A 23,208-nucleotide genomic window follows, 5' to 3' on the forward strand; every position below is an offset into this window, starting at 1 on the left:
CGACAGGCCGGACTGGCTGGCCACGGCCTGGCACGGTGACACGGGTTGGTCTGAGTTGCCCCGCAAGTCTGGACGGACGCGAGCGCGAAGGCGCTAGGGCCGTCGCCAGCGGCGCCCATCACGCCAGATGAACTCATCAGCGGCCTGGGGACCCCAGGTGCCCGCCTCATATGGATGGATGGTCTCGCGCGGCGCCTCAGCCCAGGCATCTAGAATGCCCTGAATGAACTCCCAGGCCGCTTCTACCTCGTCGCGGCGCGTGAAGAGCGTGGAGTCACCTAGCATACAATCAAGCAGCAGTCGCTCGTAGGCCTCCGGCTGCGGACGCATAAAGGACGAGCCGTAGAAGAAGTCCATGTTGACCGAGCGGATCTGCATCTCGGTACCCGGGACTTTGGCACCGAAGCGTAACGAGATGCCCTCGTCTGGCTGGATGCGCAGCACGATGACGTTCGGATCAATTTGACCCTGAATGTTGCTGCGCTGCCAGAACATGGAAGGCGGCTGCTTGAACTGAATGGCTATCTCTGTGACGCGCTTGGGCAGGCGCTTGCCAGTGCGCAGGTAGAAGGGGACGTCCGCCCAGCGCCAATTGTCAACAAAGACCTTGAGGGCCACGTAGGTCTCGGTGCCGGAATCGGGCCGCACCCCCGGCTCCTCGGTATAGCCAGGTACCAGTCGCCCATTCATCCAGCCAGCAGTATATTGGCCACGCACGGTGTTGAGCAGAGCATTCTGCCCCTGCAGCGGCTGCAGCGCATGCAGCACTTTGACCTTTTCGTCACGCACTGCCGTGGCATCAAAGGCGATCGGCGGCTCCATCGCGACCAGGGTCAGCAACTGCATCATATGGTTCTGGACCATGTCGCGAATAGCCCCCGCTTCTTCATAGTAGGCCGCTCGCCCCTCAAGGCCAATGTTCTCCGCTACGGTGATCTGGACATGGTCCACGTAGCGGCGATTCCAGACTGGCTCGAAGATGCCGTTGGCCAGGCGGAAGACCAGTATGTTCTGAACCGTCTCTTTGCCCAGGTAATGGTCAATACGATAGACCTGCTCCTCTTTGAAGACCCGCAGCACCTGACGGTTCAGCTCACGAGCTGAGGCCAGGTCATGACCAAAGGGCTTCTCAATGATGATGCGCGTCCAGCCTTTGCGGCTCTTGTTGAGACCAGCAGCACCCAGGCGCTGGATGATCTCGGGATACTGGCTCGGCGGCGTCGACAGGTAGAAGATGCGGTTACCGCCAGTGCCACGCTCCCGATCCAGCCGGTTGAGCAGGGCGTTCAGCTTTTCATAGCCCGCCTGGTTGTGAAAGTCAGACTGCAGGTAGAAGATGCCGGACGCAAAGCTCTCCCAGACCTGCTGATTGATGGGCTTCTGGCGCGAGTATTCGTTGATGGCTTCAAAAGCCTGCTCCCGGAATTGCTCATCGGTATAGGGCCGGCGCGCAAAGCCTATGACGGAAAAGCCCGCCGGCAGCGGGTGTTCCAAGGCCAGGTTGTAGAGAGCAGGCAAGAGTTTCCGATGGGTTAGATCGCCAGTCGCCCCAAAAATCACCATCGCGCAGGGTTCCGGGCTATGCTTGATACGCAACCCTTCGCGTAAGGGATTGGGCGCCTCGACCGCGCTGCGTTGAGGCATCGATGATATTCTCCTGGTCATCACTTGTTCTTGACAGACAATACACGCTCTAGACTGAGTTCCAGGTTGGTCTTCCGTTACCGGGTTTGTAACCAGGACCTCTCATCGCCTGTCATCGGCTATATTCATTGTAGTGCAATGCTTGTGCAGATTTAAAATCTTCTGAAGATCTTCCCATGTGCCCGGGCCAGGCAGGCTGACAGGCCGACAGAGCCGGAGGCCACTCTTCATCCGGGCCAGAGGCCGCGCCAGGATGGGAGCCGGGCCTGCTGAGCAGACAGAGATGGCCTTGCTCCCTTCCTCCGGTCGCTGCCTCGGTTCGAGATGGTGCAATGCGGCTGATGCGGCTCTCCCGTCGGCACACATCCGTGCAGCTTACAGGCGCGCCTGTTGATGCCTCCTCAGTCAGTGCGAGGGCTGTCCGTCACCTTGCTGCTCTACGGGAACCAGCCGTTGCGCCAGGGCCTGCAGGCCGGCAGCCAGATCACCTCCGATAGCAATGCGGATGTTACGTCGCTCGTGCGCCGAGAGGGCGAAGAGGTCGCCCAAAGCCTGCGCTTCTTTGAGAATACCAAAGGTATAGGACTCGCCCGGAATGGGGACGTCCTGCTTCACATCACCGGTGATCTGGATAAACACGCCGTTGTTAGGCCCGCCTTTGTGTAACTGGCCGGTCGAGTGCAGGAAACGCGGACCATAGCCAAGCGTTGTCGCAACGCGGTAGCGATCGCGCAGACGCAAACGCAGCGCCTGCAGGGCGCTTTCATTGACTTCGCTACGCCGCACATAGGCCATGAGGGCAATGTAGTCGCCTGGACGTACCTGGTCGAGGAAGGCTTGCAGGTAGCTATCCAGTCCTTCCTTCCCTTCTCCCATCCTTCTGCCATAGACGCGCAGCGCTCCTTCGCTGATGACTGGCTCTAGCTCGGGAAGCTTTCCTTCCCGCCGGAAGCGCTCCAGGAGGCGCGCTGTGTTGTCTTTGCTCTCTTGGACGTTCGGTTGATCGAAGGCGTTGATTTGCAGGAAGATGCCAGCGACCGCTGTGGCCAGCTCCCAGATGAAGAACTGGGCGCCCAGGTCGTAACGGTCGGCCAGATGGAAGCGTACCAGCGGCTGGCCCGCCGTGCGTAGACGCGCCAGACCTTCATCGAGGGCGGCATTGTCGTCGCCCTCCAGCCGCAGGTAGACGAAGAGGCGGTCGTTGCCATAGACGGAGGGCGCTCCCAGGGCTTCCCCTTCGACAGGAAGGAGACCTCGCCCCTCCTTACCGGTGCTCTCGGCGATGAGCTGCTCCACCCAGTAGCCGTAGCTGGCAATAGCCGGCGAGAGCACAAAGGTGATCTTGTCGCGCCCATGTGTGCCCAGGGCCCCTAGCACGGCACCCAGGCGCAGACCGGGATTGTCTGCGACTGGCTGGCTGGCGCTGCAGCGGCTCATGGCTTCTTGAGCGCGAGTCAGCAGCTGCTTGATGTCGACGCCAATCAGAGCACCAGGCACCAGGCCGAAGAAGGAGAGCGCTGAGTAGCGCCCGCCTATGTCGGGCGGATTGGCGAAGACATGGCGGAAGCGATGGTCATGGGCTAGCTGCTCTAGTGAGGTGCCAGGGTCGGTGATGGCGATAAAATGTGCGCCACCCTCGCCGCCCAGCTCGCTGACCCGCTGCCAGAAGTAGCGAAAATGAGAGAGCGTCTCGATGGTCTCGCCCGACTTGGAAGCTACTATGAACAGCGTTTTGCCAAGGTCGATGCGCTCCTCGACGGCGCGAATCGTGTCAGGATCGGTGGTGTCGAGCACGAACAGGTCCAGGTAGCCGGGTGCGACGCCGAAGGTCAGGCGCAGGACCTCGGGACAGAGGCTGCTGCCTCCCATGCCCAGCAGCACGGCGTATCGATAGCCGTCTTGACGCACCGCTTCTACGAGGCCCTCGATCTCCTGCAGGCGCTCCTGCATGGTGTTGGCAACGGTCAGCCAACCGAGTCGCTCGCGAATCTCCTGCTGGACGGCACGGTCAGTCTTCCAGAGGCTGGCATCACGTTCCCAGATGCGTCGCGCGACACCCTCGGCAGTGAGTCGCTCCAGTCCCGTACTTACCAGCTCTTGAAGAGCACTTTCGGCCTCAAATTGTGGCTCTGGTTCCTGTTGTGCTGTCACCGCGAAACCTGCCTCTCTTTGAGCGCCTGCTGACGGGCGCGAATGCTATTGAGCAACTGGTGGTAGGAGTCGGCAAACTTCTGCACACCCTCATCAAGCAGCTGCTGAGTCACCGCCTCGTAGGAGATGCCAAGCTGCTCCAGTTCCTTGAACAGCGCCCGTGCGCCATCGAGATCGTCTTCGATGCTGTAGCGCACTCGCCCATGATCGCGGAACTTTTCGATGGTTTCATAGGGCATGGTGTCAACTGTGTCGGGGCCGATGAGTTCCTCGGCGTAGAGCACGTCTCGGTAGGCCGGGTTCTTGGTGCTGGTGCTGGCCCACAATGGACGCTGCACGTGTGCCCCGAGCTGGCGCAGAGCAGCAAAGCGCGGCGAGCCAAAGATGCGCTTGAATTCCTGGTAGACCAGGCGCGCGTTAGCGATAGCCGCCTTCCCTTGCAAGGAGCGGAGCCGGGCTTGCTCGGCAGGGTCATTGCTGGCCTTGATCTTCTCTTCGAGCAGCTTGTCGACCAGTGTGTCAACACGACTGACGAAGAAGCTGGCAACCGAGGCGATGCCGCTGATGTCCTGGCCTTCGGCGTTGCGATTCTCCAGCGCTGCCAGGTAGGCCTCAGCGACCTCACGATAGGTCTCGATGGAGAAAATGAGGGTGATGTTGATATTGTAGCCTTCGGTCAGCGCCTGCTGAATGGCGGGCAGCCCTTCAGGGGTGGCCGGGATCTTGATCATGAGGTTCGGTCGATTGACGAGCTGCCAGTAGCGGCGGACCGCGGCCAGCGTTCCCTCAGTGTCGTGAGCCAGGTCCGGTGAGACTTCCAGGCTAACGTAGCCGTCAACGCCGGCGCTGCGCTCGTAGATGGGCCGCAGCAGGTCGGCCACAGTCTGAACGTCACGCACGACCAGGGCATCGTAGATCTCTTCGACCTCTTTCCCCTGCCGGATCAGCTCTTCGATCTGGGCATCGTAGGCGTGACCACTGCTGATGGCTTTGTCGAAAATGGTGGGGTTGGCTGTGACCCCCGTAATGCCATCTTCCTCCAGGAGACGCTTGAATTCGCCGGATTCTAGCTGCGCCCGGTCAATGTTATCGTACCAGACACTCTGTCCATAATCCTTCAGTTGTAACAAGGGATTTGCCATGCTCTTCTCCTCTGGTCAAGGCTTCATGCCGTTCTGTGTTTCTACCCCTCTCTTTAGTGGAAAGAGCTTACAGGCCAGTTTTATTCCCACCCGGAAGGGGGCTCTGTCCCGCCTGGCCAAGGGCTTTGCATCGCGCTTGCCACTATGCCTGAGTTTTTATTGTCATCAGTACACTAAGAGGTCACCTTTTTTATGATAACACCTGCCCCCGCCCGGCGGCAAATACTGAGTCGGGCGGGGACTTTGCCTGCCTCCTGCTTTTCTGCTTACCAAGAAGCGGCTAGCCGGCCCCCACCTTCAGTCAGGGGAGTCGTTACCAGGACACTCGCTTGCAGGGAGGCAGCTCATGGGCTACACTTGCCAGTAGCGGAATGCCAGGTTCCGCTTTGGCTGGTAGGTGCCCACCAGCCGCGACTAGCTCCCGCGCGAGGGAGGAGACGAGAAGGAAAGGGAGAGAAAACCCATGCGAGTGACAACACGCTTGCGCCAGTTACTGGCTGGCCCCGAGCTGGTGGTGGCCCCTGGGGCGTACGATGCTTTGAGCGCGCGGCTGATCGCCCAGGCCGGTTTCTCCGCGGTCTATATGACAGGCTTCGGAACGTCAGCCAGCGTGCTCGGGATGCCCGATGTGGGCTTGCTGACAATGAGTGAGATGGTGAGCCGCGCGGCAGCCTTGGCAGCGGTGACCGGCGAGGTGCCATTGATCGCCGATGCCGATACAGGCTATGGGAATCCGCTGAATGTGCGCCGGACGGTGCGCGAGTATGAGCGGGCCGGGGTGGCAGGACTGCATATTGAAGATCAGGTTTGGCCGAAGAAGTGTGGTCATATGGAGGGGAAGCAGGTCATTCCAATGGAGGAGATGGTCCAGAAGGTGCGCGCAGCGGTGGAGGCCCGTCAGGACCCCGATTTTGTGATTATTGCGCGCACCGATGCCGCGGCAGTGCTCGGTTTTGAGGAGGCGCTGCGCCGCGGACGGGCCTATCGCGAGGCGGGAGCCGATGTGATCTTTATTGAGGCCCCCCGCACGATGGAGGAGCTGCGGGCCATTGTGCAGGCCTTCCCTGATGTGCCTCTGCTCTTTAATTGGGCCCAGAGCGGTAAGACGCCCCCGCTCTCTGTGAATGAGATTCGGGAGTTGGGCTTTAAGCTGGTACTTTTCCCCGTTGCCTTGCTTTTTACGGCCACTCATGCCATGCTTCGCTTACTGGAAGGACTGAAGCAGGGCGAGACGCCGACGGCTTTCGCTGATCAGTCGGTGAGCTTCCAGCAGTTTACCGAGCTGGTCGGCCTGCCCTTTATTCAGGAGCTGGAAGCTCGCTACGGTGTACGCCAGGAGGCCACTCCACAGCCCCACCAGAGCTGAAAACTAGACCTGAGTAAGGATTAGAGAGATATGGGGGAATTCGGCCAGCCTGCTGCCTCGGCTGACTGGCCGCTTTCCTCCCTTGCGCTGGCTCTACGAGAGGTATGAGCGGCACACGCTGTCCCCCTTGCTGTCTGCGTTTATTGCGATCATCTTGCTGAGAGAAAGGAGCCAACGATGGCCGAGAATAGCTTTCAGAAGCCCAGTATTACGATCGAGGCAGCGCATCGTCTCATCGCTGCAGCTGAGGCAAAAGCTCGTGAAATGGGTGTGCCGATGTGCATCGCTATCTGCGACGCTGATGGTACGCTGAAAGCCTTCAGCCGCATGGACGGAGCACCTCTCTTGAGCGTTCAGATCGCTCAGGATAAGGCTTATACGGCGGTCAGCTTTGGAGGCATGGCTACCCACGAGTGGTTTGATTTTATTAGGAACGATCCGCCTTTGCTGCACGGGATCATCAAGACGGATCGCCTGATCGTCTTCGGCGGCGGCTTCGCTATTAAAACCGCCGAGGGGATTATCGGAGGAATCGGGGTCAGCGGCGGCCACTATACCCAGGATATGGAAGTGGCCCAGGCAGCGCTGGCAGCTCTCTAGATCAGATAGCAGGGAGATGGCCGCCCGTCCAGCCAACGCGAACGTTGGGAGCAATAGTACATACCGCTTCTTCTTTGGGAGCTTGCTCTTGTGGAGTCACCAGTATTGTGCCCCCGCCTCCTGTGCCTCCCAGTAGGGCCAGGATGACAGGGTCCCTGGTTGAGCCTGGTTGAGTTGGCCCAGGGGGAGAAGCGCTGATGGGCCAGCTACTCTGGCCTGGCTAGAGGATGGCTCTCAGCGTTTCTTCGTAACCAGCGAGCAGGCCAGCCATGTCTCGTAGCAGCTGCCCGATACTGTGAAGGTGGCTGATGATCTCGTTGCGGCGTTTGAGATCGCTGCGCAGGCCTTCCTCCAGCATGACAAGAAAGGCCGTGGCATCGGTGAGTCGGCTGGTCAGGACCTGCCTTTGCTCGTCGAGCCGACGATGGTCTTCGCGCACATGGGGCGGACGCAGCGTAGGGGTTGGCTGCCGCTCGCTGGCCGCTGGATGCAGACGCTGCAAGCTGGAGAGTTCCTCAGTGTGAATGTAGCTGCTCTGCTCGTCAAGAATAGCCGCGAGCGAACGACGAAACTCCATAAAGAGACAGTAGAGGTCAGCGGTGAAGGCTCCAACGCGTTGGAGAGCGATGCTGAGTTGCTGGCGATCACCTGCTAGATCGAGATCATCGCATTCCTGAATGAGGTCCTGAATCTCTTTGAGGGTCGTCAGGGTTTCGTTGAAGCGCGCACTGAGCACCTGTGTGCTGGCCTGGGACGAGTTGATGTGCTCTTGATAGAGCTGGTAGAGAGCACGTAAGGTCGACTGTTCCTGCGAGGGCCGCTGCGGCATCGGCCCAACGGAGAACAAGGCTTCCTGGGCTGCCCTGGCGGCACAGCCCTGCAATAGCTCCAGAGTCTGGTCAATGTCACTGAGCAGCTGCTCGCGCTGGATGGCTGCTAGATCAGGATGATGACGGATCAGGCTACGACAGTTGCACAGGGTGGTAATGGCACGCTCAAAAGCATGATCTGTTTGGTCTTGGGTATCTTCGGACATGCCTCGGTTTCCTTCCCATCTGTTACCACAAGCCACGTTTATCCTACAAGAAGAGATGTCTGCCCGAATTGTACTGCCTGGTCAGCGGCGTTGTCAACGCGTCCTCTCATGCCTGACAGAAGGTGATGGCCGGCTCTCAGCGGGCGCGAAAGGTTAAGCCCTTCTTCCCCCCTCTCCAGGACTTCAGTACTAGATATTCTCTGTTTTTCCTCGCTTGCTTACTACGTGGCGGGCCGCCTATGCTACAATTGCTGCCAGACTGGTTCATGGTAATTCCATGCCATGACTTCGCTTCTGGGTAGGTGAGATGAGCCAGGAGAAGGGAGGATGTCGTGCTGAGCAAGAAGCCACTGGTGCTGCTGATGCTCTTGCTGCTGACCTGGCTAAGCGGATGTGCGAGTGGGGCAACAAGTGAGCCGGCCACGGGACCGGCTTCATCAGGGAGGGGGTCAACGGCGCAAGGGAGCAGTACTCCGTTCCTTCGGGGAACACCGCAGATAACAGCGACAGTTTCCGGTGGCATGGGAGCTGCCACCCCAATTAGCATTACGGGTCACGGCGAGGCCCCAGCGACGCCGAGCCCTACGGTGCGCGGGCGCACGACACCTTCGCCAGGTCCTGCTTCGGGGCGCTCTGGCTCTGCTGCCACTCCTATTCCGACCCTGGCACCCGTCGGTAGTGGTCCTTATGGGACGCCGCCCGCGGAGACCAGCCAGGAAAGCCAACTACGGCTGCAGCTCTTTGTCCTCATCAACCATGATCGCGCCAGTCAGGGACTACCCGCCTATACCCTGGATGGTACTCTCTCTGCCGGCGCTCGCCTGCACAGCTGGAATATGGCACACTGCGGCCTGAGCCACGCCTGTCCTGGAGAAGCCGACCCTTGCGACCGCATTAGCGCAGAAGGAATTACGTGGAGCGTCTGCGGCGAGAACGTGGGCTACGCATCGGCCTCACCCGATGCCTGGAGCGGCGTGCAACTGATCGAGAATAGCATGCTCAACGAGCAGCCACCTAACGACGGGCACCGTCGCAATTTGCTTAGCAGCGCCTTCCACCAGATTGGCGTCGGCATCTATCTCGATAGCCAGGGCTATGTTTGGGTGACTGAAGATTTCACCAATTAGGGCTGAAGACCGCCCTCGGAGACAGACAAGTAGGCAGGCAGGGCAGGGCAGGAGCAAGGGGGAAGCCTCAATTTCTTTCTCTCCTGCCTGCCTACTTCTTGTCTTGCCTGGCGCTGGGGCCGGCTGGCTTCTTTTCCGGCAGGTGCGCTACCAGGTGCCAGCAGCCAGCGAGACCAGAATGCGCTCGCTCAGTTGGTCAGTTCATAGATACGACCAAATTTCTCGTTGAGATAGCGAGCAAAGTAGCGCGCATCAGGCACTTCGCCGGTGACGCGCTGAATGAGGTCCTCAGGCAGATAGATCATACCATAGATATACATGTGCTGGCGCAGCCAGTCCAGAATGAAAGACGTATCGCCTCCAGCCAGGCGCTCGTCGAAGTCCGCGAAGGTCTGGCGCAGCGTATAGTAGATCTGAGCTGCATAAAGGTTCCCGAGCGTATAACTGGGGAAGTAGCCAAAGCCGCTCGTCCAATGCACATCTTGCAGGACGCCATTGGTATCGCTCTCTGGCTCGATCCCCAGGTACTGCCGATAACGGGCGTTCCATAGACGTGGCAGGGACTCGACGGCCAGCTCTCCGTTGATGAGTTCGCGTTCTAATTCGTAGCGGATGATAATGTGCAGATTATAGGTGACCTCGTCGGCCTCAATGCGGATCAAGCTCGGCTCAACCTTGTTAAGAGCGCGCGAGAAGGTTGCCGCATCGATCGTGGCAAAGTGCTCGGGGAAGGCCGCGCGCAGCAGATGGAAATGGCCCTGCCAGAATGGCTCAGAGCTGCCAATGTAGTTTTCCCAGAGGCGTGACTGGGACTCGTGGACGCCCATCGAGGCCCCACCAGCCAGCGGTGTGCGCAGAAGCGTGAAAGCGCAACCCTGTTCGTAGAGGGCATGGCCGCCTTCATGAATAGTGGCCATCACTGCCGAGGCGATAAAATTCTCCTGGGGATGAATGGTCAGGCGCACATCAACCGGGCTGCCAAAGCTAGTGGTAAACGGGTGCGGCGAGTGAGCTAGACCACCGCGCTTGAAGTTGTAGCCCAGGGCCTCCAGCAAACGCTTACAGAGAGCATCCTGCTGGGCCACAGGAAAGTGTCCGTAGAGGCAGGAAGCATCGATGTTGCGCCCACTTTCCTGAATGCGCTTGAGTAAGGAGAGACTGACCTCGCGCACTGGGGCGAAGAGGGCATCGAGTTTGCGCACCGTCAGGTCGGGTTCGAAGAGGTCCAGCAGGGCATCGTAACGCGTCTCACGGTAGCCATAGCGGTCGGCAACCTCGCGCTGCAGGGCTACCGTGCGGCTCAGCCAGGGAGCAAAGCTGGCAAAGTCGTTCTGTTCGCGCGCTCTCCGCCAGGCTTCGAAGCTGGCCGCCTCGACGCGCGCCATCTCTTCAACAAGCGAGCGCGGAAGGCGTGTGGCTTTTTCATGTTCGCGCCGCGCTTCGCGCACCAGGGCGCGGTCGGCATCAGTGAAAGGCTCGTGCTCGACCACCTTTTCCAGCCTGGCAATCAGACGCCCCAGCTCGGGGGCGGTCCAGCGCTCGTGAAGCACGCCCCGCAGGGTCGCCAGTTGGGCGCCACGTACATCTCCCGCTTCCTCCGGCAAGGCTGTATTCTGGTCCCAGTCCGCCAGTGCCCCGAGCGCCGCCAGGTCAGAGATCTCCTGCAGATAGCCTAGCAGAGCATTGACCTCCTCATGCGAGCGTGAGAACTCCGGCATCAGCGCTTTTTGTTCTTGCTGTGAATGCAACGACGACATAGATACGATCTTCTCCTCAAATCCACAGAATCGCAATCAGCTGCTAACGAGAGAGATGAGATGCGATGATAGACGATGTGGCACCCTGCTCGTTAGGAGAGTGGCATCGCTCTTCAGGGCATGTTAACAGCATAGCACAGAAGGGCAATGGCCCAGAAGTGGCGCCACGCTCGCGCTGACACACCGCCGGCTGGCATGACCGGTAGACTGGACGAGGCGCTGCCTGAGAGCTATACTGGTGATGCCGCTCTGCTCCTGGGAAGAGAGCGCCAGATCGGCACCCTGACCGTGCTGATCGGCCCGCGGCAGGCAGACCATGCAGACGATCAGCCAGGGTCCAGCCAGACCCGTAATCGTTCCTCATGATGCGCTGGCGCGGGCGGCAACGCTCGTCTCGCTGACTTGCTCCAGCCCAGTTGAAGCAGAACTGGACCATTTTTAGCCCCACCAGGAGCGACCTTGAGCCATGAGTATCCAGGTCCTCGCGCTCTTAGTCTGTGCCGGCCTCATGCACAGCAGCTGGAATCTCCTGTCGAAAGAGGGTAAGGATCGGCAGGTTTTCATCTGGTTAGCGATCTGCTCCGCTTCCCTGCTCTGCTTTCTGCCGTTTCTGCTGCTCTATCAGGCAGTGTCGCCTCATGTCTGGCCGCTGATCGCCTTTTCAGCAGCGCTGGAGGCCACTTACTACTTGCTGCTGGGGGCAGCCTACCGCTACGGCGATCTCTCGGTGGTCTATCCACTGGCGCGTGGCAGCGCCCCGTTATTCGTGACCGTGATCGCCCTGCTGGCCCTGGGCGAGCGCCCATCGCTGATTGGGGGCCTCGGTATCCTGTTGATTGTAAGCGGAATCTATGTGATACACTTGCGCACCTTCGCCTGGCACGAGCTGACTGCGCCACTGCGCCGGCTGCGCGAACCGGCAGCGTTGCTGGCTCTGCTTTGTGGCTTGAGTATCGCCGGCTATTCGACAGTCGATAAGGTGGGCCTGCGCTATGCTGCGCCTCTTACATATATCTACCTGGTTTTTGTGATCTCGGCTCTCTATCTGCTTCCTTATATGCTCCTGGCCCGCCGTGCAGCAGTGCAAGCTGAATGGCAAGCCCACGCTCCGCGGATCGTGCTGGCTGGTGCCCTGGCCCTGCTCTCGTATTTACTGGTCCTTTTCGCACTCCGGCAAACACAGGTCAGCTATATTGCTTCAGCGCGCGAACTCTCGGTTGTCTTTGCAGCCTTGATGGGCACGGCCATCCTGCATGAATCCTTTGGACGGCAGAAACTGGTCGGCTCGCTGCTGATCTTTGCAGGCATTCTGTGCATTGCCTGGCAACCATGAGGCGAGGCACAGGGAACTCCGCAGCGAGGGAGGGAGCAGCAAGAGCGTCCGCTGAATAGCGGTGCTGGCTCCCGCCGCTCCGCAATGGCAAGCGCTTAAAGCAGCTAGCGATAACCCCTAGGAGCAGGCCACAGCGTAGGGGGTACGATAGGTCACGCCGCGGTCGGTTGTATCAACTGGATGATAGACGAAGCGGTTGCCAGGACGCGGATTGAGGTAGCCGGCTTTCTGGACTAGGGCCGGGGCATCGCCGACTTTGGCAACCAGTACAGGTGAAAAGGCCCAGTTGTCAGCAGGATCGAGCCGCCCGATAAAGCGCCCCAGGGCACGATGCTCCGCCTCGACAGTGGCGATCTGGGCGGCAATCTGCGCCAGATCTGGGCGATTCTGCTGGGCCAGCTCGCGTACCGCTGAAAGGAAGGCTGAGTCAAAGACTCCCTCTAGCTGCTGCTGCGTCTCAATGAAGAGGCGCAGATTCTCGAAGGTCTCTTCTCCGTGAGGAAAGCTGAACTCGCTGGTGAGGACACCACCCCCCGCCTGAGCAAAGAAGTTTTCGTGGATCTGCTCTTCAATCAGGGCCGCCTCCAGAGCGGCAATCTCACGCCAGGTGAGGCCGAGACGATAGGCGCGTTGTAGCCCGTTGCTATAAAAGGTCACGGCCAGGCGCTCGGCGGTGCGAGCGATGGTAAAAATATCCTTGATAGGAGTCACACAGCTATTGCTCGCCGCAGGGGCAGCATGGGCCACCTGGCCCAGGAAGGCGCTGCTGACTGCCGCAGAAAGGGCAGTCCCCAGGCCAGCTCCGGTGACCGCCCCCAGGGCCACCCCTTTCAGAAGAGCGCGCCGGGCCGCTTCCGGCTGCTGTATTTCAGGCACAGGCACCAGCTCTGGCGCTGGTATATCTCTCATCTCATCCATTGTTCCATGCTCCTTGCGTCGTTCTCACTTTGTTGTGCGCTGTCAGTGGGTCGGACGATCGAGCGAGGAGAAGAAGGAAGCACGCATAGCACAGACCAGGCCCCTTGAACCTGCTTGCTCGCCCCAGTCGGAGAGAGGAGACTGTGAGGAAAGACGGGCACTACTCATGCACCCATCACCTGAGCAGGTAGGTCGAACCACAGCAGATGCTCCCGACCAGGGTAGCAGAGCGGCTCGGGACAGAGCTAACTCCTGCTATCCTTCTCCTCCTCGCCTTGCGTATACGCCAATTTGGCTCACTTAGATTACTCCCCTCCAGATACTCTACCGCCTTAAAGGCCGTAGGTACTACTGCAGAGAGATTATCCATTACCCATGATAATTTGCCTGAGAATTGATTAGCGTACCGAGGGCAACGACTGGGCCTTTTGGCGCATCAAGACTAGGCTGAGGACCGTTTTCAAGGCTGATGGCGAGGCTATCGTAGCCGGCCAGCGGGCCTTGAAAGTTGAGAGTGGCCACGCCGTTTTCGACCGTCAGCAGACCAATACTGGTTGGGCGTTGATGGCGCAGGAGCCAGCCCTGATAGACATGGGTGCCCTGTAAAGGGGGAAGTCCATAGACTACGACGACGGTGACCTGTTGGCGGGGAAAGTACATGACTTCTCCACGAGCTGAGCTGGCCCGAGCTGTGCCACGGAGCGAATAGACCGCGGGTGCTTCCGGGCTGCCTAGCAGCGCTACCTGCTGCTGTAGATGGCTGAGCTGTTGCTGCAACGAGATATTCCAGGCGAAGCTCCCGCCGAGGAGCGACAGCAACAGAACAGCCACTGCGGCCAGAGCGGCCCAGCGCCAGCGCTTACCTGCTCTCTGCCGAAAGCGGCTCTCCGCTTGAGCAGGCCAGGCAGGCTGGATCTGGCTCAAACGCTGCTGTTGGGCTTGCTCTTCGATGCGCGCGAGAATGCGCTCCTTCACACGTGGTGAGGGCTCGACCGGAGGAACGGTGAGGGGAAAGAGCTCCACGACGCTGCGCAACTGCTGCAGCGCGCGAGAGCACTTCGGACATTGAGCCAGATGCTCATCGGCGGCACGTCGTTCCTCTTCTGTTAGCGCGTCAAGGGCATAGGCGCCGGAAAGCTCTTCGAATTCCTGGCAGTTCATAAGGGGCTCCGTCTCCATTGCTCTCTCTTCCCGGGGCAACCCGCTCCACTGTATTGTAACGCTCCCTGTCAGCGTGCCAAGCTTGGGTGACGTGGTCTCTGTCTGCAGTGCTGGTCTTGCTTTCAATGAGATTGCCTGTATAACAGCCAGCTACCTCCTCCTTTCCTGGTCCTGGCGGCAGTGCCAGACTGGAGAGAGGGAGATCGCTCTGGCCTATCACGAGCAAGAAGCAAGGCAAGCGCCTGACGTGGGACCAGTGCAGTGGGCAACGCCACAGGATAGATGGGGCCTGGCGAGCTTCTCTCTTGCCTGCCTGAATGCAGGGCGCTAGCTTTCAACAGTACCAAGTCGTTCGAGAACGCTGCGCAGGCGCATCAGGCCCAAGCGCATGCGGGCCTTGACCGTTCCCAGGGGAAGGCCATAGGCACGAGCAATTTCGGAGTGGGTCCAGCCCTCGAAATAGGCTAACTCAATGACCAGACGCTGCTCGCTGGAGAGCAGCGCGAGCGCCCTCCGTAGCTGCGCCCCCTGGACGGAGCGCCAGACCGCATCCCAGGCGTCAGCAGTGACCATTTCTTCGCTGGTGACAGCATCTTCCAGGGGCATCCCGCGCAATTCAGCGTGAGTGCGCAGGCGACGCAGGTGATCGATCGCTCGATGGCGCATGATCGAGATCAACCAGTTCTGGACCGAACCCATGCGTGATGAGTAGCTACTGGCGTTCTGCCAGACCGCCAGAAAAGCTTCCTGCAGCAAGTCCTCGGCGACCTGATGATCCTTGATCATGCGGTACGTCACAGAATAGAGCAGGCGATGGTAACGCTCATAGAGCATTTCCAAAGCCCAGACTACGCCGAGGGAAATCGCCCGCACGAGCGTCTCGTCGCTCAACTCTTCAACAGGGATGTGCGGGGGCCTCGCCCTGGGCTCAGAGCCAGAAGCCTTCCCACTCGACCCCTGCCCCTCCTTCTTCCCCGATGCACTCATTGCACTTCACGGTCCTCGTCGCAAGCAAAAGATCCAGAGGCCACTACAGAGGCCATTATAGGCATGACAGCAAGTTACAAGCTACGCCGCCTCTCTATCACAGGCTCTCTCTGCGATGGATACGCAAAAGATGGTCCTTTGGATCTCTTTGCTCGCTAGCAGTCAGGGGCAGAGGGCCGTTCTCGCTCACCTCTGCCCCTAACCACAGCACCAGGCGCGTGCGAAGGAGTGAAGTAATCCGCCAACCCCACTATCACGTAGCCCCTTTGCAGAAAGGAGGTTTTGCCTCATGAAACAGTTTGACCTTGCTCGTGGCTTCGCTCTGGTTATCGGGATTGTTTTCTTGCTGGTTGGCATCCTTGGCTTCATTCTGAATCCGACCGAGGGGGCGCTCCTCGGCATCTTCGCGGTCAATATCGAGCACAATCTCATCCATCTGCTGGTAGGTATTCTGGGCATCGCAGCAGCCTTTACAGGATGGCCACGCCTTTACGCTCAGATTCTGGGAATTGTCTACCTCCTGGTTGGCATTCTAGGGTTTATCCCGGGCCTTGCTCCCGATGGAATGCTGCTCGGTCTCGTCCATATCAACCTGGCCGATAATCTGCTGCATCTGATTGTCGGGGCCGCCGCAGCCATCGTCGGCTTTCTGCCAGTTGGTCGTCAGGCTCTGTCGGGCGAGAGCTACGGTAGAGCGCGTTAATCTGCTAGTCCTGTCCTGATCTGATGCCCTGCCACCCGCAGGCTACGGCTTGCTTCCCTCCATTGAACGGGCAGGCCGTGCGCGAGCTAAAGAGTGGTCTCCAGGTCGCGTACGGCCTGCCCGCCTTGCGCCTCTGAGAGTAGTGCTCAGCATACCCCTGTTCTTACTTACTTACTGCATTTAACCTTGCCCGTCGCTGCAGGCGGCACAGGGCGCTCCCTTTCGCTCCTCCCACTCGCTCAGCTCCCAACGGCACGAGCAGTGAAGGTGATCGAAATCGTCACCTGGTTCTCAGAAATAGCAATGTTGGCGAGATTCGGCGGCTGAATGCCGAAGTCAGTCATATAGATCGTTGTCGTCGCCGTGCCAGTAATCGTGTCGCCGCTGAGCTTGCCCTGGACATCAAATTCGGTGCGGTTGGTCTTGCCATGCATGGTTAGATTGCCGATAAGTTTGAAATGCACGTTCTGTCCATCGCTATAGTTAGCGGGCAAGCCCTGGGCCAGGACAGAGACAAAGGTGGCGTAGGGATATTGATCGGTCTGGAGAGCATTACGCTGCACATAGCTGTCGCGTCGCGGCGAATCGGTCTGCAAGGTCCGAAGATCCACAGTGATCTTCATGTTGCCAATGAGCGGCGAGGGATCGGTACGTACACCAAAGCTGCCCTGGACCGCATGCGTAGTGCCGATGACCTTGTTATGCGGCTTATTCTCGATGATAAGGTTCTCATAGACGCTATAGCTTGCCGTGGTCTGATCGGGCACAATCTGGAAGGTGCGCAGCCCCGGGATTGTAGTCGGCGTCCCTGTGACGCTGATCGGCCCCGCCGCCTGATGCGGCTGATTGACGCTACTGGCAAAGTGCTGGGCATAGACCAAGAAGCCGCCGACGAGTACGGCGACAACTACCACCACGAGCACAACCGCAACGATGATGCTCTTCCTCTTCATAGTTCCTCCCTGTGAAAGCAATAGCCCATCATCTGCAATTGACCTGCCCTCTCTCCTTTACGTTGAATTGCTGCATTGTTTACAGGATCAGAGGAAAAACTCCCTCCGGGGGAAGCCTTCCTTAGCGACTGAGGCCCGTTTCGCGCGCACCTAATCGCTGGTCAGGAGCTGCCGCCTTGCGGAGTGCAGGCCGATGCTGTAGGGTCTCAAAGCCCGCGCTGCGAGCTAATGGTAAGCTGAGTGTTGCAACGGTGCCTTGATCGGGTACGCTGGTCAGCGTCAGTTGCCCACGGTGAAGCCTGGCAATGCTACGGGCAATCGAGAGGCCCAGCCCGGTGCCCCCCGCCTCGCGCGAACGTGCCTTGTCGACGCGATAGAAACGTTCCCCCAGGTGTGGCAGATGTTCTGGTGGAATGCCGATGCCAGTATCACAGACCTCCAGAATGGCTCTCCCATCGCGCTCTAGCGTACGGATGAGGACGCTGCCGCCCTGGCGATTGTACTTGAGTGCATTGTCCAGGAGGACCAGAATGGCCTGTTCGAGGAGAAGGGGATCACCAATTACATATGGCTGGTCATGGTGCTCTTCTTCTACTCGAATGGCCCGCTGCACGGCAAGCGCACGAATGCGCCGCGCCCCATGATGGGCAAGGGTTGCCAGGTGAATAACCTCATGTTCGCGATGCAGCTGGCCGCTGTCGAGACGCGCTAGAGTGAGCAGATTGTTAGCAATGGCAGCCAGATGGTTGGTTTCCGTGACAATATCATCCAGGAGAGCAGCGTCCTCCCCCTGCAAACGTTCACGACTGCGCAGCAGTACTTCAGCATCGGCCCGGAGGAGTGTGAGAGGCGTACGGAGTTCATGCGAGGCGTCAGCGATGAAGCGTTGCTGATTAGCCCAGGCCAGCCGCGCTGGAGCGAGGGCCCGGTTAGCCAGGAAGAGGCCGCCGACACCAGCTCCGAGCAGGCTTAAAGCCCCCAGACACAGGAGCAGGATCAGGAGCAACGAGAGAGCATTTTCTTGGGCCTGGATTGATTCGCCCACCAGCACCACCCCGGAGACCGCAGAGCCGTCGCTGCTGGGTACGGCAACAGCATAGCGGTAGATGGCGCCGAAGGAGTGGCCGCCGTCAACGATGTCGCTGGCGTTACCCTGCTGGACAGCCTGTTGCACGAGACTGCCACTGATCAGACCTGGCGGAAGCTGATCATCGCTGCCGATGAGCGGATGGCCCTGAGCATCAAAGCACAGCACCCATTCCATGACTGGGCCTTCTTTGCCGGGCGCTGGAAAGGGATTGCCCGGCATGGAAGAAGCACAGGCTCGGTCAAGGTGCCCCGCGAGCCATTGCTCGGCATGCATACGAGCATGCTGCTGGGCCGAGTCTTCTAGCGGCTGCAGGAGAAAATAATTGGCTCCAAAGTAGAGCGCAACCCCGAAGAGGATGAGCGCCGCTCCCAGGACGCCGCAATACCAGAGTGTCAGACGCGTGCGTAGACCGCGGAAGAGGCTCGCTCCCGCTTCTTCAACCAGCAATCGCCGGCCTGATCGTCTCAAGAGGCCGCCTATCCATCTATAGCCTTGGAACATGGCCCTATCCTCGCTTATTTGCCGCTCTCGCGCGCCTCGATTTTATAGCCCACACCACGCACGGTCTTAATCAGGGGATAATCAAAACCTTGATCGATCTTCTCACGCAAGTAGTGGATATAGATATCAACGACATTGGAGAGAGCATCGATGTCATAACGCCAGACCGCATTGATAATCTGCGTGCGGCTCAACACCTGACCAGGATGGCGCATCAGGTATTCCAACAGGGCGAACTCTTTGGCCGTCAGCTCAATGACCCGTCCTGCGCGGCGCGCCTCGTGACGAACCAGGTCGAGGGTCAGGTCACCAACGGCTAGCTGCAGGTTATCGTCGAAGCGGCGGTCGCGCCGCCGCAGCAGAGCATTGATACGAGCCAGCAGCTCGGCCATGGCAAAAGGTTTGGTGAGATAGTCGTCAGCTCCCACATTGAGGCCGGTCACTCGATCCTCAATGGCACCGCGCGCCGTGAGCATCAGCACTGGCGTGGTGACGTGCTCGGCCCGCATCTGTCGACAGATCTCCAACCCATCGATGCCCGGCAGCATCAGATCAAGAATGACGACGTCGTAGGTGTCGGAAAGTGCCAGATCAAGACCGCTCTGACCATCATGAGCCAGATCTACCGTGTGTCGCTCTTCCTGCAGCACACGGCGCAAGAGATAGGCCAGACGCTTCTCATCTTCAATGACAAGAATATGCATGCCTTCTTCCCCCGAATGCTCGCGTTTGCCAGCGCAGCAAAGCAGTGGTTCACGCCACTGCCACTGGATTGATGCCTCCTCTGCCTCTCCCCTCCTGCCAGTTTCTCCCAGGCGGCACCGGAGGAGAGACTGCCTGGAAGCAAAGAGGAAGAGACCAACGGCTGGCTCCCGGAATCTGCCCTTCTCAGGATAGCAGCTCTTTATGAGAATTTGATTGGAAAATTGTGGGAGCTTTGTTAACCTCAGCTGCCAGCAGTCTCCAGGCGCGCAGGCTGTTTCGCCCTACGCAGAAACGCTGAACCGGGACAAGCCGTGTTTGTTTTTGGAGTCTCTCTTGCAGCAGGAAGATGGCGTCTACTGGTCGGTGCCAGCGAGAAGAGAGGCGTGACTTTTTGAAAGTTCTGCCGTCTCTCTCTTTCGGTGGTGGACATTTGCATCCTCTCTATCATAAAGATGAGAGCAGCCTGACAGGCTCTTTTCCGTAGCCATCTTCCTTTTGTCCAGGACCTGAGCTGTCTGAAAGACCACGGCAGAGGCAACGCCAGAAAAACAGCAAAACGATGGTTATTCGCACAAACGATCAAAGGAGGTTATAAAAATGCCAGATCGTCCTGATGATCAGACGACCGCAACAGCCACGGCAGCGCCGCAAAGCTCGATTCGTGGCATGGCCCCGGCAACGACGGGGCGCGGGTTGGAGGCGATAACCCCGCAGGGAAAGACTTCTATCGCCGACAATGTTGTGGCTAAGATTGCCGGTATCGCTGCCCGTGAGATTGATGGCGTACACGAGCTTGTGCCCGCCGGAGCGGGGGCGGCCATCGCCGGTCTAGCCAGTCGCGTCACCGGAGGAGATACGCGCTCGCTTGGTGTCAACGTCGAGGTGGGCCAGCAGGAGGCGGCCATCGACCTGAACATGGTGGTCGACTACGGGGTGAGCATTCCCCAGGTGGCGGCGGCGGTGCGCCAGAACATCATTAATCGGGTGGCGGCCATGACTGGCCTGACGGTGAAAGAGGTCAACATTGCCGTGACCGACCTCTACTTCCCTGAAGAGCAGGCACGCCAGAATCAGCCGCGTGTGCAATAGTGGAGAGGATGGCCAGGGGTATGACTGAGCAGCAAGCGACCCCGACGAGCCTTGACGATCTCTCGCTGGCACGGGCGGTAGCAGAGGCGGTCTGTCAAATTCCAGCGGTGCTAGAGCTAAGCGCGGGTCGCTTTGCCCGCGAAGGTACCTATGGCCCTGGCGAGTTCGTGCGTGGGGTTGTCTTACAACGCCCCACGCCCGACTCGCTGGAGGTCGATGTCCGTGTGGTATTGGCTGAGCAAGCTTTACGTGGTGGCCCTGCGGTCCGCCGCGATGGTCATCACAGTAACAGTGGTGGCTTCCCACATTCTGGGGGCAGTGCCAGCACTCAGCCTCAGCAGCACCCACGGGCACCCAGTGCCAGCAGCCATCAGCTTTCACTGCTGGATTTGAGCGAGCAGATCCGTATCGTGATTCAGCGTGCGCTTGTCCAGGCTGGGCAACAGCCTGCACGGACGATTAATGTCTTCTTTGACGACGTGCGTTGAGGCTGCCTGGGTGACGCGCGCTCCCACGCTCCTCTCTTTTCTGTTCTCTTGTCCTGGTTGGCGAGTGGGAACGCCGTTTTCTCCTGCTTTTTGAGGAAGTGCTATGAGAAATATATTCAATCGTCTGTTGATTGTGCTCTTGAGCCTGGTGGCTTTGGTGGCAGGTATCGTGCTCATCTTGCTGGAAGCGGGACTGGTCACTGCGGCTCAGGTTAGCCCGGGGGGCTTCTTACAGCGGCAATGGGAGTTCCTGAGCCATCTTAACCAGGCCGACGCTACTACTGCGACTCTCGTAGGGATAGGTCTGGCCCTGGTCGGTCTGATCTTGCTCATCGTGGAGCTGCTGCCGGGCAGACGGGCGCCTGCCCAATTCGTTATTCAGCACGATAACCGCGGCATGGTCGCTGTGACGCGTAGCAGCGTGAATGAGCTGGTGCGTTATGTCGCCGGGACAGTGCCAGGTATTCTGGAAACTCGTGGAGCAGTGCGCCAGGAGCAGCAGGGCCTGCGCGTGCGCGTTCAGGCCGCCATCTCTCCCGATGCGGCAGCGCCAGAGGTAGGCAAGACGCTTCAAGAGAAGCTGCAGCAGTCCCTTCAGCATCACCTCGGCTTGCCAGTAGCCAGGGTAGAGATTGCTACACAGGTTGCCTCTCCCGGACGGGGGAGACGTGTTCGCTAAGGAAGGTGACGGAGCAGTTCCTTGCCTGATCAGATCAGGCAGGCCGACGGTCAGCTAGCCGTTGTCGTAGTCGGCTTGTTAGCCTTGGACAAGGTACTGTCTCACGCGCTGAGATGCAATGAAAGGAGGAAGTGAGAAGATGACGGCCCGTACCTTAGGCCTGGTGATAGGCTTTGCTCTCGGGGTCGTTTGGGTAGCCTTTGGCTTTGGGGCCGCGCTCCTGGTTGCCGTGCTCGCCTTTCTGGGCTGGCTGGTTGGCGGCATTGCCGAGGGCCAGATCAATGTGGTGACCCTTTGGGAAGATTTGCAGGGACGCCGGCGCGATCTGATCTGAGCCGAGCCAGGCCGATCATCTTTCAATTGATCCGATCGGCTGATCGCTCGTTCACTCTCTCGCCCCGTCCTCGACTCTGCCCTGGCATGACCGCCAAGGATTGCGCGGCGCTTGCTCTCTCCTTTCCTCTGCCTTCACTCCTGGCCTGGGTCTCTGCCTGGCCCACCAGCCGAGCAGAGCCAGGCAGGGAAGGAGATGGCCCAGGCAAGGGATGAGAGAGGCCGGTCTCCTGATGCAGGCGGTCATGCCTGCTCATTAGCAGGTGGAATACGTCCTTGGACGAGAGTATGCTTAGTGATGCTGCTCTGGTAATGCGCTGCCAGCACGAACTGCCTGAGACTACGCGCAGCTTTGAGGAGCTGGTTCGGCGCTATACCCAGCGCATCTATACCCTGGTCTTTCGGATCGTCGCTAACCGCGAAGAAGCGGAGGATATCACTCACGATGTCTTGCTCAAAGCTTACTACTCCTTGCCCCAGCTTAAACAGCCCGCCCAGTTCTCAACATGGCTGTATCGCATGGCGACCAATGCCGCCCTGGATTCGCTGGAGCGGCGTCGGCGCCACCCCTGGACTGCCTCCATCGAGCAGTCGCCAGAGCAGGCTCAGCCATTGCCAGCAGCAGCAATCGCCCTGGCCCATCCAGAGGAACAACTGTTGCGAAACGAGCTGAGAGACTGTATTAATACTGTTCTCTGCACTTTGGAGCGAGAGCAGGCCCAGATTCTTGTAATGCGTGAGTTGGAAGAGCAGAGCTATGACGATATAGCACGCATGCTCGACGTGAGCCTGGGCGCTATCAAAATGCGCCTGCATCGAGCCCGGCTGGCCTTCCAGCGTCTCTTTCTCAAGCTCTGTAGCCATTATGCGCGAGTGGTACGTTCCCGTCCTCGGCCAGAGCGTTCGGGACAGCGTCCCTCGCCGCAGGCTCAGCCGGTTCCACGGCAGCAGCAGAGAGCTCAGGAGCAGCCATGAATTGTGATGAACTGCGCTCCCTTCTTCCCGAGTTGGTTGACGGCAGCTTGTCCCCAGCTCAGCAGGCGGAGGCCCGGGCAGCACTCGCCGTTTGTCCTGAGTGTCGGCGCGAATTCGAGGTCGCGCGCCAGGTCCATGCTTTTTTCCAGGTCTTGCGACAGCGTGAAGGCACGGTGCCCCTGTCCGTCAACCTGGAACGCCGTGTGCTGGCCCGCCTCCATCAAGAACGCTGCAGCCTGGAGCTACTCGACCTTTCAGCCCTGGCCCTGACCACCTGGCTCAGAGAGTTACTGCACATGCTCGGCGCTTTCCTGGTTCCAGACTGGGAGAGGAACGAGGGTTCTGCCTCGGTGCAGGTCGAGCCAGGGCCTTGATAAGCCAGCCGCCCCGCGTTTCTCGACCTCGGTTGGCTGCTTGTCTCGACTTGCTTCCTGTCCGTCTGTCAGACTGGTCCTCCAGGTCCGAGTCGG

Annotated in this window: 23 protein-coding genes; 12 read left to right on the forward strand and 11 right to left on the reverse strand. The window is 59.3% G+C overall.

Features of this window, described 5'->3' with window-relative positions:
* Nucleotides 1-93: 93 nt before the first annotated feature.
* From zwf to tal, 3 genes are all read right to left on the reverse strand, one after another.
* Nucleotides 94-1,644, reverse strand: a complete 1,551-nt coding sequence (gene zwf / locus KTAU_RS03210) for a glucose-6-phosphate dehydrogenase (protein WP_151726995.1) — start codon at nucleotides 1,642-1,644, stop codon at nucleotides 94-96.
* A gap of 405 nt (nucleotides 1,645-2,049) precedes the next feature.
* Nucleotides 2,050-3,795, reverse strand: coding sequence for a bifunctional transaldolase/phosoglucose isomerase (locus KTAU_RS03215; protein ID WP_151726996.1), 1,746 nt, complete (start codon nucleotides 3,793-3,795; stop codon nucleotides 2,050-2,052).
* Nucleotides 3,792-4,937 (reverse strand): transaldolase, encoded by a 1,146-nt coding sequence (gene tal / locus KTAU_RS03220; RefSeq protein ID WP_151726997.1) that lies wholly within the window; start codon nucleotides 4,935-4,937, stop codon nucleotides 3,792-3,794. The genes KTAU_RS03215 and tal overlap by 4 nt, the downstream gene beginning before the upstream one ends.
* Nucleotides 4,938-5,400: 463 nt before the next feature.
* On the opposite strand from tal, the gene KTAU_RS03225 reads away from it, so the two are divergent.
* Together KTAU_RS03225 and KTAU_RS03230 are read left to right on the forward strand one after the other, a co-directional pair.
* A complete protein-coding gene (locus KTAU_RS03225; protein ID WP_151726998.1) occupies nucleotides 5,401-6,303 on the forward strand; it encodes an isocitrate lyase/PEP mutase family protein in 903 nt (300 codons plus the stop codon).
* 177 nt (nucleotides 6,304-6,480) lie between these two features.
* Complete coding sequence (locus KTAU_RS03230; RefSeq protein WP_112428606.1) at nucleotides 6,481-6,903, forward strand: GlcG/HbpS family heme-binding protein; 423 nt, start codon at nucleotides 6,481-6,483, stop codon at nucleotides 6,901-6,903.
* Between the two features lie 220 nt (nucleotides 6,904-7,123).
* On the opposite strand, the gene KTAU_RS03235 is transcribed toward KTAU_RS03230, so the two are convergent.
* Nucleotides 7,124-7,939 (reverse strand): hypothetical protein, encoded by an 816-nt coding sequence (locus KTAU_RS03235; protein WP_151726999.1) that lies wholly within the window; start codon nucleotides 7,937-7,939, stop codon nucleotides 7,124-7,126.
* A gap of 332 nt (nucleotides 7,940-8,271) precedes the next feature.
* Here KTAU_RS03235 and KTAU_RS03240 point away from each other — a divergent pair, with 332 nt between their 5' ends.
* Nucleotides 8,272-9,066: a CAP domain-containing protein gene (locus KTAU_RS03240; RefSeq protein WP_151727000.1), complete on the forward strand. Its 795-nt coding sequence runs from the start codon at nucleotides 8,272-8,274 to the stop codon at nucleotides 9,064-9,066.
* A gap of 188 nt (nucleotides 9,067-9,254) precedes the next feature.
* Here the strand turns inward: KTAU_RS03240 and KTAU_RS03245 are convergent, their stop codons facing one another.
* Nucleotides 9,255-10,823 (reverse strand): carboxypeptidase M32, encoded by a 1,569-nt coding sequence (locus KTAU_RS03245; protein ID WP_151727001.1) that lies wholly within the window; start codon nucleotides 10,821-10,823, stop codon nucleotides 9,255-9,257.
* 147 nt (nucleotides 10,824-10,970) lie between these two features.
* Between KTAU_RS03245 and KTAU_RS03250 the strand changes: the two genes are divergently transcribed.
* Together KTAU_RS03250 and KTAU_RS03255 are read left to right on the forward strand one after the other, a co-directional pair.
* Entirely contained in the window at nucleotides 10,971-11,189 is a 219-nt protein-coding gene (locus KTAU_RS03250) for a hypothetical protein (RefSeq protein ID WP_151727002.1), read from the forward strand.
* A 100-nt stretch (nucleotides 11,190-11,289) separates the two neighbouring features.
* The gene (locus KTAU_RS03255; protein ID WP_151727003.1) at nucleotides 11,290-12,156 is read left to right on the forward strand and encodes an EamA family transporter; all 867 of its coding nucleotides are present in this window, start codon (nucleotides 11,290-11,292) and stop codon (nucleotides 12,154-12,156) included.
* Nucleotides 12,157-12,273: 117 nt separating this feature from the next.
* Here KTAU_RS03255 and KTAU_RS03260 read toward each other — a convergent pair whose 3' ends face one another.
* From KTAU_RS03260 to KTAU_RS03270, 3 genes are all read right to left on the reverse strand, one after another.
* Nucleotides 12,274-13,074 carry a ferritin-like domain-containing protein gene (locus tag KTAU_RS03260; protein WP_151727004.1) on the reverse strand — a complete coding sequence of 267 codons (801 nt, stop codon included), beginning with the start codon at nucleotides 13,072-13,074 and terminating at the stop codon, nucleotides 12,274-12,276.
* Nucleotides 13,075-13,443: 369 nt separating this feature from the next.
* On the reverse strand, nucleotides 13,444-14,235 hold the full coding sequence (locus tag KTAU_RS03265; RefSeq protein ID WP_170293119.1) for an anti-sigma factor: 792 nt from the start codon (nucleotides 14,233-14,235) through the stop codon (nucleotides 13,444-13,446).
* Between the two features lie 327 nt (nucleotides 14,236-14,562).
* Nucleotides 14,563-15,126 carry an RNA polymerase sigma factor gene (locus tag KTAU_RS03270; protein WP_170293018.1) on the reverse strand — a complete coding sequence of 188 codons (564 nt, stop codon included), beginning with the start codon at nucleotides 15,124-15,126 and terminating at the stop codon, nucleotides 14,563-14,565.
* Nucleotides 15,127-15,511: 385 nt separating this feature from the next.
* Here KTAU_RS03270 and KTAU_RS03275 point away from each other — a divergent pair, with 385 nt between their 5' ends.
* Nucleotides 15,512-15,925 carry a DUF4383 domain-containing protein gene (locus tag KTAU_RS03275; RefSeq protein WP_151727007.1) on the forward strand — a complete coding sequence of 138 codons (414 nt, stop codon included), beginning with the start codon at nucleotides 15,512-15,514 and terminating at the stop codon, nucleotides 15,923-15,925.
* Between the two features lie 239 nt (nucleotides 15,926-16,164).
* On the opposite strand, the gene KTAU_RS03280 is transcribed toward KTAU_RS03275, so the two are convergent.
* The 3 genes from KTAU_RS03280 to KTAU_RS03290 all read right to left on the reverse strand — a co-directional run bounded on the left by KTAU_RS03280 (nucleotide 16,165) and on the right by KTAU_RS03290 (nucleotide 19,173).
* The gene (locus tag KTAU_RS03280) at nucleotides 16,165-16,878 is read right to left on the reverse strand and encodes a YceI family protein (RefSeq protein WP_151727008.1); all 714 of its coding nucleotides are present in this window, start codon (nucleotides 16,876-16,878) and stop codon (nucleotides 16,165-16,167) included.
* 121 nt (nucleotides 16,879-16,999) lie between these two features.
* A complete protein-coding gene (locus KTAU_RS03285) occupies nucleotides 17,000-18,436 on the reverse strand; it encodes a sensor histidine kinase (RefSeq protein WP_170293019.1) in 1,437 nt (478 codons plus the stop codon).
* A 47-nt stretch (nucleotides 18,437-18,483) separates the two neighbouring features.
* A complete protein-coding gene (locus KTAU_RS03290; protein WP_151727010.1) occupies nucleotides 18,484-19,173 on the reverse strand; it encodes a response regulator transcription factor in 690 nt (229 codons plus the stop codon).
* A gap of 598 nt (nucleotides 19,174-19,771) precedes the next feature.
* On the opposite strand from KTAU_RS03290, the gene KTAU_RS03295 reads away from it, so the two are divergent.
* The 6 genes from KTAU_RS03295 to KTAU_RS03320 all read left to right on the forward strand — a co-directional run bounded on the left by KTAU_RS03295 (nucleotide 19,772) and on the right by KTAU_RS03320 (nucleotide 23,112).
* The gene (locus tag KTAU_RS03295; protein WP_151727011.1) at nucleotides 19,772-20,263 is read left to right on the forward strand and encodes an Asp23/Gls24 family envelope stress response protein; all 492 of its coding nucleotides are present in this window, start codon (nucleotides 19,772-19,774) and stop codon (nucleotides 20,261-20,263) included.
* A gap of 20 nt (nucleotides 20,264-20,283) precedes the next feature.
* Nucleotides 20,284-20,751, forward strand: coding sequence for a hypothetical protein (locus tag KTAU_RS03300; protein ID WP_151727012.1), 468 nt, complete (start codon nucleotides 20,284-20,286; stop codon nucleotides 20,749-20,751).
* Nucleotides 20,752-20,854: 103 nt separating this feature from the next.
* Nucleotides 20,855-21,430, forward strand: a complete 576-nt coding sequence (gene amaP, locus KTAU_RS03305; RefSeq protein WP_151727013.1) for an alkaline shock response membrane anchor protein AmaP — start codon at nucleotides 20,855-20,857, stop codon at nucleotides 21,428-21,430.
* 139 nt (nucleotides 21,431-21,569) lie between these two features.
* On the forward strand, nucleotides 21,570-21,764 hold the full coding sequence (locus KTAU_RS03310; RefSeq protein ID WP_112428634.1) for a hypothetical protein: 195 nt from the start codon (nucleotides 21,570-21,572) through the stop codon (nucleotides 21,762-21,764).
* Between the two features lie 287 nt (nucleotides 21,765-22,051).
* Nucleotides 22,052-22,738 (forward strand): sigma-70 family RNA polymerase sigma factor, encoded by a 687-nt coding sequence (locus KTAU_RS03315; RefSeq protein ID WP_151727014.1) that lies wholly within the window; start codon nucleotides 22,052-22,054, stop codon nucleotides 22,736-22,738.
* On the forward strand, nucleotides 22,735-23,112 hold the full coding sequence (locus KTAU_RS03320; RefSeq protein ID WP_151727015.1) for an anti-sigma factor family protein: 378 nt from the start codon (nucleotides 22,735-22,737) through the stop codon (nucleotides 23,110-23,112). The genes KTAU_RS03315 and KTAU_RS03320 overlap by 4 nt, the downstream gene beginning before the upstream one ends.
* Nucleotides 23,113-23,208: the final 96 nt, after the last annotated feature.

This window comes from Thermogemmatispora aurantia, from assembly GCF_008974285.1.
GTDB lineage: Bacteria > Chloroflexota > Ktedonobacteria > Ktedonobacterales > Ktedonobacteraceae > Thermogemmatispora > Thermogemmatispora aurantia.

Excerpts from the sequence above, each read along its gene's own strand:
- KTAU_RS03275 (WP_151727007.1), top strand. The coding sequence starts at position 15,512 with ATGAAACAGTTTGACCTTGCTCGTGGCTTCGCTCTGGTTATCGGGATT.
- KTAU_RS03280 (WP_151727008.1), bottom strand. The coding sequence starts at position 16,878 with ATGAAGAGGAAGAGCATCATCGTTGCGGTTGTGCTCGTGGTGGTAGTT.
- KTAU_RS03245 (WP_151727001.1), bottom strand. The coding sequence starts at position 10,823 with ATGTCGTCGTTGCATTCACAGCAAGAACAAAAAGCGCTGATGCCGGAG.
- KTAU_RS03315 (WP_151727014.1), top strand. The coding sequence starts at position 22,052 with ATGCTTAGTGATGCTGCTCTGGTAATGCGCTGCCAGCACGAACTGCCT.
- KTAU_RS03250 (WP_151727002.1), top strand. The coding sequence starts at position 10,971 with ATGGCCCAGAAGTGGCGCCACGCTCGCGCTGACACACCGCCGGCTGGC.
- tal (WP_151726997.1), bottom strand. The coding sequence starts at position 4,937 with ATGGCAAATCCCTTGTTACAACTGAAGGATTATGGACAGAGTGTCTGG.
- KTAU_RS03300 (WP_151727012.1), top strand. The coding sequence starts at position 20,284 with ATGACTGAGCAGCAAGCGACCCCGACGAGCCTTGACGATCTCTCGCTG.
- KTAU_RS03235 (WP_151726999.1), bottom strand. The coding sequence starts at position 7,939 with ATGTCCGAAGATACCCAAGACCAAACAGATCATGCTTTTGAGCGTGCC.
- KTAU_RS03310 (WP_112428634.1), top strand. The coding sequence starts at position 21,570 with ATGACGGCCCGTACCTTAGGCCTGGTGATAGGCTTTGCTCTCGGGGTC.
- KTAU_RS03260 (WP_151727004.1), bottom strand. The coding sequence starts at position 13,074 with ATGGATGAGATGAGAGATATACCAGCGCCAGAGCTGGTGCCTGTGCCT.
- KTAU_RS03320 (WP_151727015.1), top strand. The coding sequence starts at position 22,735 with ATGAATTGTGATGAACTGCGCTCCCTTCTTCCCGAGTTGGTTGACGGC.
- zwf (WP_151726995.1), bottom strand. The coding sequence starts at position 1,644 with ATGCCTCAACGCAGCGCGGTCGAGGCGCCCAATCCCTTACGCGAAGGG.
- KTAU_RS03255 (WP_151727003.1), top strand. The coding sequence starts at position 11,290 with ATGAGTATCCAGGTCCTCGCGCTCTTAGTCTGTGCCGGCCTCATGCAC.
- KTAU_RS03230 (WP_112428606.1), top strand. The coding sequence starts at position 6,481 with ATGGCCGAGAATAGCTTTCAGAAGCCCAGTATTACGATCGAGGCAGCG.
- KTAU_RS03290 (WP_151727010.1), bottom strand. The coding sequence starts at position 19,173 with ATGCATATTCTTGTCATTGAAGATGAGAAGCGTCTGGCCTATCTCTTG.
- KTAU_RS03295 (WP_151727011.1), top strand. The coding sequence starts at position 19,772 with ATGCCAGATCGTCCTGATGATCAGACGACCGCAACAGCCACGGCAGCG.
- KTAU_RS03265 (WP_170293119.1), bottom strand. The coding sequence starts at position 14,235 with ATGAACTGCCAGGAATTCGAAGAGCTTTCCGGCGCCTATGCCCTTGAC.
- KTAU_RS03225 (WP_151726998.1), top strand. The coding sequence starts at position 5,401 with ATGCGAGTGACAACACGCTTGCGCCAGTTACTGGCTGGCCCCGAGCTG.
- amaP (WP_151727013.1), top strand. The coding sequence starts at position 20,855 with ATGAGAAATATATTCAATCGTCTGTTGATTGTGCTCTTGAGCCTGGTG.